Genomic DNA, 12,828 nt, shown 5'->3' with positions numbered 1-12,828 from the left:
GCAGCCTATAATACATCAACTCTGTGACAGAAGAAGTCACGCTCTCAATAAAAAACGCCGCTGCTTGCGGCGCTTTGTTATTTTAGATGCTTTTCGAAAAAAGCTAAAAACTCAGTGAGTGTCTTCACTCTGTGTGCTTGATAACTCAGATAATGGTTGCCATCCTCAAGCTCTATATATTTGAACTTTTTGTCATGATCTTCAAGTTCATCTGCCATGTCACGACTGTGATTCACAGGCACGACTTTATCGTCATCACCATGAATAAGTAACACAGGGCGGTTAATTTGTTTCGCATAGTTAACAGGGGATTGTACTTTAAGTTTATCAGTATCTTGTCCAAATTGATCACGGACAAGCGCTTTATTTGTGAAAAAGCGCGCGCGACTGACTATTGATTCTAAGTCTGTAACGCCAGCAAAGCTTGCTGCACATTGAAACGTCTCAGGATGTTTTACCACAGCCATTAGTGCCGCATAGCCACCGTAACTTGCGCCACCTATACAGATTTTATTTTTGAGTGCATACTTTTCTGCAACCAACCAATTTGCTGCATCTTGTAAATCATCTTGCATCTTTCCTCCCCAACCTTGATTTGCTTCATTAAAGAAGTCAAAGCCATAGCCAAAAGAGCCTCTAAAGTTAGGTTGAAAAACCACAAAGCCACGGCTCGCCAATAGCTCGGACCAGTAATCAAATCCAGCGTAGTCACGAGAGTATGGCCCACCGTGTGGAAGGATTATTGTCGGCGCAGCCGAATCGAATGCTTTAGGTAGGGTTAAATAACCCTCAATTTCAAGGCCGTCACGCGCCTTAAATGATACCCTTTGTTTGCCTAAATAATTGTCACCTGTAATATCTGGATATAAACGTCCTAACCCCGCTAAAGAGCTGGTTTCTCTGTCACCAATCAGGTATGTGCCAGAGTCTTGGTCAGAATCGCCGTACGCAATGTATTTTTTATTATCCGCACTCATACTTATTACAACAGTGTCATAACTTGGCAATGCGGCTTTAAGTGAACGTTGCAGGAGTTTGCGGTCTTCGTCCCAATAAACTCTCGAGTTATCGAGGTTGGAATGGCTGAAGCCTATGGCTCTGCCGTCATGTGAATAAATGATGCGGCCATCAAAGTCATAATCTGGATCGGAGAAAACGAGCTGAGGTATAAGCGGGCGCTTAGTAATATCTGCTTTAAAGAGCGCATCTTTACCATTATGAAGTGCGGTTAGGTAAATAATATTTGGATCTTTATCAAATCCAAGAATATGGATAGCTTCTGGGCCACGAGCCTGAAAGGTGTAGAAATCAATTAGGTCCTTCGTCTCGTTATCATAGAGCATGTAATAAGCTTTGATCCCCTCAAACCCGTAACCTATTCTTACATTACCTTGTTGATCGGCTATCCAACTGGAAATTTTACTTCTGCCCCGAACAACCAGTTGACGTCGATCTCTTTTGATATCCAAAAGATAAACACTTGGCTTATTTACGATATCAAAATCTGCTTGTACCAGGACCTTGTTGGGTTGATCTGGTAGTAAACTGATCACGCTATCCTGAAACTGTGCTAAAACTTGGTCACGATAAGGCTGATTGATTTGCTCTAACTTCGCTGATTCATCAGCTAAGTTATATTTAAATAAACGCGATGAGGTATACTTAACACCTCTTTGTACCTCAGTGTAATCAGCGCCGAAAATTAACAATTCGTCTGTTGCCCAGTCATACCAACTTAACGTAATGGTTTTGTTGTCCGTTTTTAGGATATATCTTTTTTTCTGCGTCTTAAGGTCATAAGTCGTTAGAACCAGATCGCCTTCGTAATTTTGTAAATAGGCGACAGCCTTACCACTGGGTGAAAGTGAAACTTTACTCATATTAGGTAGTTGTGCATAACTCTCTACGGGTAACTGGGCTTTAACAGAGATGGTGCAGAGTAGTGCTATGGCAAATAGAATTATATTTTTCATTTTCTGATAGAAGTAGATTATTTTATGTGTCTTTAATTTGGCGACATTATTCCCTATTTACAGGCTAAACGCCAATCTATATGTATAGGTAGATATAATCGTTAGTGATAATTTAGGAAAGGCGAGCACGACAGTTAGATAAATTTTTCTCACCTTAAACAGCAAATGTTGGCACTGCGTAAGCACTAATCAAGGTTTACGCAGATTGAAAGCCAACTTTTAGTCTACTTTGTGTTAATTGAATTTGAGTCGTGGGTTTGGTAATCCGTATAGCCTTGTTCACTACCACCAAATAATGTCTCAGGCTGATGCTTATTCAAGCGCAAATTATGTGCTAGCCTGTGGGGGAGATCAGGGTTAGCGACAAATGGACGGCCAAACCCAATCATATCAGCCCAACCTTCATCAAGAGCTTGTTGGGCGCGCGCTTTCGTATATTTTCCAGCATAGATTAACACGCCATTAAATGCCTCCCTAATTGCATGCTTAAAGCGCCGAGGCATATCTGGCGCATCTTCCCAATCCGCTTCCGCGATGTGTACGTAGCACACGTTGAGCGCATTTAGTTGTTGAATTGCTGCGAGGTATGTCTGCTCAGGGTTTTCATCAACTGTACCATTTAAGGTAGTAAGCGGCGCAAGCCTAACGCCCACTTTGTCACTGCCTATCTCGTCACTCACAGCCGTCACGACCTCACGCAAAAAGCGAATGCGGTTATCAATTGAGCCACCATAGCCATCTGTTCTTTGATTTGAGCAAGAGTCTAAAAATTGATTGATCAAATAACCGTTCGCTGCATGTAGTTCAATTCCGTCGAACCCTGCCTGCATCGCGTTGCGTGCTGCGTGTCGATATTCGTTAATTACATTATTGATGTCTGCTAGGGTCATTGCTCTTGGTGTTTGTGCTTGAATAAAATTAGGTGAATCATTTTCATCGATGAAGACCTTTACACCCCGAGCTTGAATTGTTGAAGCTGAAATTGGCTGAAGCCCACCTGTATTGCTTTGGTGCGATACTCGTCCAACATGCCAAAGCTGCGCAAACATAACGCCGCCTGCATCATGCACTTGTTTTGTGACTTGTTTCCAGCCAGCAACTTGGGCGTCTGAATAGATCCCCGGTGTCCAAGCATACCCCTTACCGAGTTGCGATATTTGTGTCCCTTCACTAATAATTAAACCAGCCGTTGCACGCTGTGCGTAATAGGTTGCCATCAAATTGTTAGGGATATCCCCAGGTTGACTCGCCCGTGAGCGGGTCATAGGTGGCATCACTATACGATTGTTAAGTGTTTTACCTGCTAAATTAATTGACTCAAACAAATCAGCCATTTGGCCTCCTCAACGTTTATTTTCACTATGAGAAGCTTAACGATTTAAAATATTTTCATTAACCGCAATAAATACAAAATATATTTGTAAAAAATGAAAAACTATAGCGTGAGCCTAGGCGCAATGTAGTCTAGAAATGCTGAAATCCGAGAAGATACACCACTATTTTGATAATACACGGCTTGCACCGCTTCTCTGCGGTTTGGCGAAATAATTTGCTCGGTAAATACCTCAACGAGTCTTCCTGCTTTTATATCTTGTCTCACCATAAAGTTAGATAGCAGTGCAATACCATGGCCTGCAATACACAATTGCCTCACGGTCTCACCACTGGATGCGCTAATGGAAAACTTGAGTTGCTGCGGATTTTGTAAAGGCCAGACGTTGAGATGCGAGGCATCGGTAAAACCTATCAAGTTGTGATTTGAAAGAGTAATCAACGGTTCACTGCCTAAAAACTTACTTATATAGTCAGGACTCGCAACAAGGTGAAGTTTACTTCGGCCTAACAATCGAGCATGAAGGTTAGAATCAGCTAAGTCACCAATTCGTATCGCGATATCGGTTTTATGCTCTAACAAATCGATGATGCTGTCATGGCTAGTTATTTCCAAAGTAATATCGGGAAAGGCTTCATTAAAACCTTTTAATATAGGCGTAAGCTGGTGAAAAACGAAAGGGCTTGCAGCATCAACTCTCAATTTACCTGCCGGCGAAAATCGTAACAGCTTTAACGCTTCTTCGCCTTGCTCAATGGTATTGAGTGCCTGTCGCGCATAGCGTAAAAATAGTTCGCCTTCTTCGGTTAGCTCTATCCGCCGAGTAGTTCGATTGAATAGCGTTACACGCAGGGACTTTTCTAGCCGAGTTACCGCTCTTGAGACCTTTGCAACTTGTTCGTCCATCAGATTTGCTGCAGCGGAAAAACTACCAGTATCGACAACACAGATAAAAGCTTCTAGATCTTCGGTTTTAGAGCTAACGGGCATATGCGTTCCTTTTCATTTTCTACAAAAGTATTTTGTCATTTTTACTGTTTTTTGCAAATAAAAAAGCTTTCACACTACATCAACTTATTGCTTATCACCTCAGAAGGGTTTATTTATGCCACTTGCATTACTGGCGCTGACATTAAGCGCATTTGCCATTGGTACCACCGAATTTGTCATTGTTGGTTTAGTACCTACCATCGCTTCAGACTTATCAGTTTCACTGCCTAGTGCAGGGTTGCTGGTGAGTTTATATGCCATCGGCGTTGCCGTTGGTGCGCCCGTCTTAACCGCACTGACAGGGCGATGGAATAGAAAGTCTGTATTACTTAGTTTGATGGCACTCTTTGTCTTTGGCAATTTGCTTGCGTGGCAAGCGCCCAGTTATGAAAGCCTCATTATGGCGAGGATCATGACGGGACTCGCTCATGGTGTGTTCTTCTCTATTGGTTCTACGATTGCGACAAGTTTGGTCTCAAAAGACAAGGAGGCAAGTGCCATAGCCATTATGTTCACGGGCCTGACCGTGGCGCTCGTAACGGGTGTCCCCTTGGGTACTTGGATTGGCCAACAGTTTGGCTGGCGAGCCACGTTTCTAGTAGTTTCTGCTTTAGGTGTTGTCGCTCTCTTGGGAAGTGCACTATTGATTCCAAAGAACCTAAAGCAAAGCGCATCAGCCAGTCTGTCTGAACAGGCAAAGGTATTATTGCAACCCAGATTACTGCTCGTCTATCTTATGACCATACTTGGTTACGGTGGAACCTTTACGGCATTCACTTATCTTGCGCCAATTTTACAACAGGAAGCTGGTTTTAATGCCGCTACAGTCAGTATTATTATGCTGGTTTATGGTGTATCCGTTGCCATTGGCAATATCTATGGCGGCAAATTAGCAGACAAAAAGGGGCCAATAAGCGCTCTGACCATCATCTTCGCGTTACTCTCGGTCATTTTAGCTGTGTTGACATTTACCATGCAGTCGAAAGTAGGTGTGGTGATCACGGTATTAATGTGGGGAGCATTTGCTTTTGGAAATGTGCCTGGTCTTCAGGTCTATGTTGTACAGTTAGCCGAAAAATATAGTCCAAAAGCGATGGATGTCGCATCAGGATTGAATATCGCTGCCTTCAACGTTGGAATTGCATTCGGCTCTGTGTTAGGTGGCCAAATTGTTGAAAATATGTCGCTGCAGGACACTGCTTGGGTAGGGGCGCTTATCAGCGCTGCAGCCTTATTAGCAACCCGTTTTAGTGGCTATCTGGATAACAGATCTTTATTGAAGGCTCAAGTTGTAGAGTAGGTGACGGCTCATCCGGAGGAATTTTACTAAAAGATCGCCACGTGAAGTGGCTCCTACGAAAGGCGGTCTGGTTTAGTAAATATTTGAACTCCACCAAAGTAGGAGCAGGTTAATCCTGCGAGCTTTTGTTAAAGATCGTCACGTGAAACGGCTCCTACGAAAGGCGGTCTGGTTTAGTAAATATTTGAACTCCACCAAAGTAGGAGCAGGTTAACCCTGCGAGCTTTTGTTAAAGATCGCCACGTGAAGCGGCTCCTACGAAAGGCGATCTGGTTTAACAAATAGTCAAGCCTCACCAAAGTAGGAGCAGCATAATCCTGCGAGCTTTTGTTAAAGATCGCCACGTGAAGTGGCTCCTACGAAAAGGCGATCTGGTTTAGTAAATATTTGAACTCCACCAAAGTAGGAGCAGGTTAATCCTGCGAGCTTTTGTTAAAGATCGCCACGTGAAGTGGCTCCTACGAAAGGCGGTCTGGTTTAGTAAATATTTGAACTCCACCAAAGTAGTAGCAGGTTAATCCTGCGAGCTTTTGTTAAAGATCGCCACGTAAAGTGGCTCCTACGAAAAAAGCAATCTGGTTTAGCAAATAGTCAAGCCTCACCAAAGTAGGAGCAGGTTAATCCTGCGAGCTTTTGTTAAAAGATCGCCACGTGAAGTGGCTCCTACTTGGCTTTAAAGTAAAAGCGCTGCACTATTGTTTGGGGATCGCATTTCCTTTAAACAACACTTTAATATTCGTCACTTTACTTAAGTCATAAAGCTGTGGATTTTTCAGCTTAATTGACCAAGTAGTAAACGGAGTTGGTTTAAAGTAATTAATCGCATAATCGTTTGCGATTGCACCACTGGTGATTGGATCTATGCGTGTCGTTTCACTATCTAACAACTCGTAACTCACCAATCGGTATAACGATTCGGCACTAAATTGATAGGGTTGCCCTTTAAACCTATCTTGATATGAACCGCTTGACCTTACCTCGATATCGTAGCGCTGGTTCTCATTCAATCCCGAACCTTCTAGTACAACATTGACCTCGTCTAATCTAACTCGATCAAATTGGGAAAAATCAATGTCTTCTAACGACAGCGTGAAACTCATCTCACCATCTTGCGCAAAATCCAGCAATTGTTGCGGCGCATCTAACTCTTCTATGGTGAGCATAAAATCTTGAGGTCGAGGGTTAAAGCGTAATAATGACGCGGCCTCTTGCTCACGTAGCAAGGCTAAGTCAAGGCGGTATTCTTGATAACTTTGATTAAGGCTTGGTGTCACTATGGTGTCATCAAGTGACCAGTAGCTAAATGCCGCCTGATAGTTTGTTAATGCAACAAATATCGGACGTTTTAGATTATTCAGAGTCCGAAATAGCTGCTCCTCCATTTCCTGAATTTCATCTAGACTGTTTTGATTGTTTTGTAAAAATGCATCTATACGGTTGATCTGCTTGAGTTTTGCATCAGCGGTGATCCGCAAATCTATCTGTCTAGACTGCTCCTGGGCAATATCAATTTCCACAGCCACAATTGCCTTACCATGATTAATTAACTTTTCGATAGCAACAAGATAGTCGCTTGAACCGTCAATATCTTCATCTATAGCTTTTTTCATTTGTGCTTTAGCGGTTATTAAAAATTCATCCCAAATTCGATTTGCCTCTTCTTTGGTTGGAATGAGTGAGTTAAGGCGATTGAACTCTTGTGCAAGCTCACTACTAGAAAACGGATCGGCAGTTTTTTGCGATAATACGTTTAACTGGCCGCTAACCTTTTGTACTTTATCCATTAATGATGCTATATCATCAATTTTGGTTTTTAAGTCATTGATCTCTTGGATTGTGGCGGGTAAGCTCGCTACTAAGTCTTTCAGGCCACTGGTGTCTCCCCCAGCAGCTCCTGCAAATGCAGTGCCTGCACTAATTACGGTTTCAAGTACTTTAAGTCCGATTTCTGTAATTTTATCTAGTTTGTAGTCTAAAATTCCTTGTTGAAACTCGACCCCTGAATAGAAGACGTTATTTTCTTGTCCGCTGAATGCTGCTTTTTGTTCATCAAGTGTCTTTACCAAACTCGTCAGTTGCTCTACTGAGCGAGAGATAATTCGTTGCTCAGCAGATGCAACATCGAACAGGTTATCCTGCATTAAAGTGAGATCTTGGCGCTTGTTTTCTAAACTTCGGCCTTGTTGCTGAAAATTACTATAGCTATCCTGATATGCTTCCATCGCATCAATGTATGCTTTGATGGTTAGCTCATAAAAGTCGCGGGACAAGCTAGGAACATAGTTTTTGTTAAGAGTTGCGTACGACAAAAACTGCTTAAAGTTAGCAAGCTGCAAGTAAAAGTTCTTAGCTTGAACTGATGACTCTCTAACATCATGAGCTGCATTTAGTATAGACTCAGGCCAGCTCAACATCTCAATGCTCAACGCTGGGTTTTGATCATAAATGGCCGCCGCCATATCGAACGACTTTTCAAATGCATCTAAAAAGTACTCTTTGTGCACCGAAGTTAGTGACGTCAGCGCGGGGGAAATAGGCGTCGCAAACTTATTCCCTTGTATAACTTGATATAGCGTACCAAAGGAGTCTGGTGCGATGCTAAAACGTTCAATTTCACCGCCGCTGGGTGAATGAGCTGTCACTATATTGATATTAGCCTCAACTTTATCGGCCATGAATACCAGTGTTGATGCTTGGGCATTTTGAGTATCTAAATTAATACTCACCGTACCATTACCCATTATTTTGCGTGCGACGATAAAAACCCTTTTATTTGGCGCATCGAAAATCATGTTTCGGTCGATTTCCACGGTATCTGCAGCAATGACGATGGTATTATGATCTCTAGCACTGGTAAGTACGTCATTCAGATTGACATGTAATGCCGAGACCAAGTAATTTTGTGTGTCTATCTGTTGTTGATTTGTTGTTGTAATGCTTGGTAAGTTTTGACTTAACTCAAGATTATATAGCTCGTTCCAAGTCGCTGCTTGGCTCGAAAATGCGCAGCCAATCAACAGGCTGAGTAAAGTTGGTTTCATGGTAATTCCTTGTTGCAACATACAAGACGCACCTATTGAGCGCTCTGTGAATGTAGGGCGCTCAATAGAAGTTTAGTTATGATGCTTATAATTTAAGTCTAGTGATACTTACTGCTGTGATGTTGGCAGGTAAGCGTTCTGTAGAAACGCTCTTGCTTTGTCTGCGATGTCTTTCCATGAATTGCTGGCATTGCTGGCAAGAGGTGAAGAAACTATCCCTGCAACAATCACGTTGGCATTACGTAACGCATTGTCACTGTTTAATTGTGTCAATACATCTCGAAGAGATTGCATATCTCCATACAAAGACTGCCAGTGCACTTGAACTTTACGAACATTGCCAAGCGCTGTTTCAATTTTTTCGTTCATGCCTTCCACTTGCCCTTTGGCAATTTGATACGAGGCTGCAAGACTCATCGCGTGGGCGAGTTCCTTATTCGCCGTCTCAATTTGAGACTCTACTTTATTAATCTCGCTCTTTACTTCTTCTAACTGTGCGCCTTGGATACTACCGCCAATGATTAGCCCAAGCACACCGCCGAGACTACTTAAGCCAATACCTGTTTTTAAATCGCTCTTTTCATCATTTAGATCGTTGAGTCGTCGTTGTAAGGTACTAATTCGATCTCGGATGTTAGCTGGCTGGTCTTTATTTAAGATATCTTCAAAAGTGCCTTCCAGTGTATTTAATTGTCCAGAGTGTGTAGTTAAATCCCCCTGAAAGGTGACGAGTTGATCTACCACTGTTTGGGTTTTTGTTAGATTACCATCAACAAAATTCATGAAGGTGTTTAGAAATGAAATTGCGACTTGTCGACTTTGCTCGGCAGCTTGCAGATCTCCGCTTAGCGACGCGTTATGTAACTTTGTTAATTCATCAATAAACGGCTGAATTAGCAATACATGGGTATCGGAATAATTTGCTAATTTCGTCGCGAGATCAATGATGCTTGGATAAAGCTTATGATTCCAGTTCTGACCCGACGCATTGATTGACTCAAAGGTTGTCATCAGTGCTATGTAGTCGTTATTTAGAGGCGTATCCGCTGGATATCGCGTCGCACTTCTAAAGGCTGCTTCGTTATTCGGTAAACTGACAGCTGACTCGGCAAAAACTTGAATCGTATGCCACTGTTCCTGAGTAAGTAGAAAGTTATCCGAGCCGACATCTATAAACAATGGTGAGCCTTCAATATCGCCTTGAAGCGTATCGTACATAATTGGTGAAATTTCAGGGACGGCGGTATTTGCCGTAGCAAGCTGACTAAGTCCAAATAATTGTAGTGACGTTACGATAGCAATTGCGCTTTTCTTTAACTTAATTGGTTTCATCTTTCATATTCCTTAATCAATATGTGTTCTAGCTTTTAAGTTGTACGAAACTCTTTTTAGTTTCAAAAGTACAACTTCAGATAAAAGTGCATGTAGTTAAAATGTTAACTAAATGTACTTTTAATATTATTGATATAGGGACAATGTGAATGGAAGAACTTATACACTTTCTAACAAATTTAGAGATTTAGTTGCATTTCCAATAACATTAAATATTAGTGTATACAATCTGCAAAAGTGTATTTTTAGTAAATGAAAGTTAACAAAGAGACACTTTAAACTAGCCGTCTACAGCTATAGATGTAGAGGTTTTTGTCAAAGGGAAATCGCAAACAGTTAACTTGAACAGTGCTTTTTGCTCGAAATTTAATCGTAATTAGATTGTTTCATAAAATCAAACTCAATGTTTCTTGTGATTTGATTTAGACCTTCCTATTTGTTGAAAAAATAAGCTTAATCCATTTTATGATAATTGGATTAGATAAAAATACTTTCAAAATTATCTAGTTACACGTTTTTTTGGGAGTGTATGAATAACACTCAAATTTAATCAAGATGAAAGCTAAAAAACCTAAGTTAACTCTAACTAACGACATTGGCGTGAGTCTTAGTCCGCTAAGTTGCATAAGGTGTGGCTCTGGAGTTTTAGTGCATTCGTGATTATTTAAAATATATGTTTAATTAATGTTTTAATTATGTAATTTTATTTGTGTGTAGCGGTCTTTATCTTTTGAAGCGACATAAAAGAGAAGTCAAAATGAACAAGCTAAGAAGAATGATGATATTTAAAGGGGTGGTAGAGTCAGGTTCACTGACGAAAGCTGCAGATAAGTTATCTTTGTCTAAATCAGTGATAAGCCAGCACTTAAAGAAATTGGAAGAAGAGATAGGAGCGCCACTACTGTACAGAAACACGCGAAGTCAATCATTGACTAATGTTGGTAAAGATTTCTATACATACTGTCTTGAGATCAGCCATCTATCCGAGTTAGCGTGGGAAAAGGCAAGAGCTAAGCAGTCTGAAATTTCTGGGCAATTAACAGTGACAGCATCTTATGCATTGATGCAAACCATCGTTGCGCCAGCATTATGTAAGCTGATTAAGGCGCACTCTAAAATACGCCTAAATTTAATTAATGAAGATCGACCACTCAATCTAGTTGAGCGGGGGATCGATCTTGCAGTCAGAGTGGGAAAAAGCGCAGACGTAGAGCAGTCACAGCAACATATCGGCTCATTTAGAGACGTTCTATATAAAGCTAAGGACAGTGAATTTGATGTGGGCACAGCCCCTTACATCGCAAACTCTTGGGAAGGAAAAGTCGCAAATTATCAATTTATGCATACAACCCAAAACATAGTGAAGCCGCTTTCATTTAGAGCGCATCACAAAACTAACTCAGTGAGTGACACCATTAGGCTTATTGAAAGCGGTCTCGGTATTGGGTTAGTGCCAGAAATCATCGCATTTGATAATCACAAGCTGGAACGGGTAGACCCTGACTTCGAGCTTGAAAAAGTAGAGATATTTTGCATCCATAAAGGGAGTATCGATGTACCTGCAACAATACAAATTGCGCAACGTGCTATTAAAAGTTATATGGATGCGCACCAGTTTGTATTAAAAAGTGCCGCGATGTACTCGTGTACGTGATGAAAACTTGGTAGCCATTTTAGTTACTCTGAATATGGGCTGAGTATTAGATCGCCTCAGTAAATTATTTCAACCTGGCTGTTTTTTGAACAGGTAACATATAACGTAGAAAGCCACTACTACCCGAGTAGACTCAGAATGGGTAGGTTTAAGCGCTTTGGTAAAGGAAATTTTATTAATCAATATAATTAGCCAAAAGAACAGCTAAGTTTACTGAAAATACTGTCGCCACAATAAGTATTTGTCAAAGCGGTTACACTATAGACTCTTAACTGCATCAAAACCCCTCTTTGGGTGTTGTGTTTATCACTAAATTCTGACGGCAACGACATAGCGTATTCCGTTCCTAAACTTCAGTTTAAGTCATGAGATAATGAGCTTCATTAAAGTTTCGAATAAATTTCAAAACACAATGCTTTTTAACTAATCCAAAAGTATTGGGTTTTAAGTTGCTTTAGTGATGTAAAACATCATAAAATCTGGTTTTTCGGTTATGCATTGACCGTAGAGGAGAAAAGTACGACAATGGTAGTATATTAAGAGGTGTTGCTGTAAACAATAAATTTACATTAACCCTATTTTATTGGAGTGGCTATGAAACTTAACTTTGCAACCTTAGTGTTAATGTCAGTCGTTGGTACAGCAAGTGCTGCCGATAATCTTGTTGTTAACGGCTCTTTTGAAACATCAGGAAATATTTCTGGTGATTGGGCGTTATTTGACAACCTCCAAGGTTGGAGTAGAGACGGTGCCAGATTTGAAATTCAAAAACAAAGCCTCGGTATTATCGTGCCACAAGAGGGCAATCAATACCTAGAGCTTGACTCAACAGCAAATTATACTATCTACCAGAATATTCCGACAACAGCTGGTAAAAAATATACTGTGAGCTTTTATTACTCGCCTCGAATCGTAAACAATAATTCAACCAATCGAGCTCGTGCTTGGTTTGGTGATAACACGTTAGTGACGATGAATGCAACGACCCGAGGCTGGACAAAATACGAGTACACAGTTGAAGCGACGAGCAGTTCAACACAACTTCGGTTTCAAGGCCTAGGTACTTCTGATTCATTGGGTGCGTTATTAGACAACGTAGTAGTGACAGAGGAAGAAGAAGTTACACCACCAGAGCCACCGGTGACTTGTAAAGTTGGCGTGTATGGTATCAATAACTTTGGTGAAGACAGCAACAGCTATGTTTA

The 12,828-nt window shown here is 41.2% G+C and carries 8 protein-coding genes; 3 read left to right on the top strand and 5 right to left on the bottom strand.

Features of this window, described 5'->3' with window-relative positions; all coding sequences use genetic code 11:
- Nucleotides 1–77 precede the first annotated feature (77 nt).
- The 3 genes from DRB05_RS08520 to DRB05_RS08510 form a co-directional block, all read right to left on the bottom strand.
- The gene (locus DRB05_RS08520; protein WP_128726558.1) at nt 78–1,973 is read right to left on the bottom strand and encodes a S9 family peptidase; all 1,896 of its coding nucleotides are present in this window, start codon (nt 1,971–1,973) and stop codon (nt 78–80) included.
- Nucleotides 1,974–2,197: 224 nt separating this feature from the next.
- Nucleotides 2,198–3,307 (bottom strand): alkene reductase, encoded by a 1,110-nt coding sequence (locus tag DRB05_RS08515; RefSeq protein WP_128726557.1) that lies wholly within the window; start codon nt 3,305–3,307, stop codon nt 2,198–2,200.
- A gap of 101 nt (nt 3,308–3,408) precedes the next feature.
- On the bottom strand, nt 3,409–4,296 hold the full coding sequence (locus tag DRB05_RS08510) for a LysR substrate-binding domain-containing protein (RefSeq protein ID WP_128726556.1): 888 nt from the start codon (nt 4,294–4,296) through the stop codon (nt 3,409–3,411).
- A 115-nt stretch (nt 4,297–4,411) separates the two neighbouring features.
- On the opposite strand from DRB05_RS08510, the gene DRB05_RS08505 reads away from it, so the two are divergent.
- The gene (locus tag DRB05_RS08505; RefSeq protein ID WP_128726555.1) at nt 4,412–5,596 is read left to right on the top strand and encodes an MFS transporter; all 1,185 of its coding nucleotides are present in this window, start codon (nt 4,412–4,414) and stop codon (nt 5,594–5,596) included.
- Nucleotides 5,597–6,288: 692 nt separating this feature from the next.
- Here DRB05_RS08505 and DRB05_RS08500 read toward each other — a convergent pair.
- Nucleotides 6,289–8,637, bottom strand: coding sequence for a hypothetical protein (locus DRB05_RS08500; RefSeq protein ID WP_128726554.1), 2,349 nt, complete (start codon nt 8,635–8,637; stop codon nt 6,289–6,291).
- Nucleotides 8,638–8,745: 108 nt separating this feature from the next.
- Complete coding sequence (locus tag DRB05_RS08495) at nt 8,746–9,969, bottom strand: alpha-xenorhabdolysin family binary toxin subunit A (RefSeq protein WP_128726553.1); 1,224 nt, start codon at nt 9,967–9,969, stop codon at nt 8,746–8,748.
- Between the two features lie 757 nt (nt 9,970–10,726).
- Here DRB05_RS08495 and DRB05_RS08490 point away from each other — a divergent pair.
- Together DRB05_RS08490 and DRB05_RS08485 are read left to right on the top strand one after the other, a co-directional pair.
- Complete coding sequence (locus DRB05_RS08490) at nt 10,727–11,623, top strand: LysR family transcriptional regulator (protein WP_128726552.1); 897 nt, start codon at nt 10,727–10,729, stop codon at nt 11,621–11,623.
- 594 nt (nt 11,624–12,217) lie between these two features.
- On the top strand, nt 12,218–12,828 hold a 611-nt coding region (locus DRB05_RS08485; RefSeq protein ID WP_128726551.1), incomplete at its 3' end, for a DUF642 domain-containing protein.

The organism is Pseudoalteromonas sp. A757, from assembly GCF_004103285.1.
Classification (GTDB): domain Bacteria; phylum Pseudomonadota; class Gammaproteobacteria; order Enterobacterales; family Alteromonadaceae; genus Pseudoalteromonas; species Pseudoalteromonas galatheae.
This window is presented reverse-complemented; position numbering and strand designations above follow the sequence as displayed.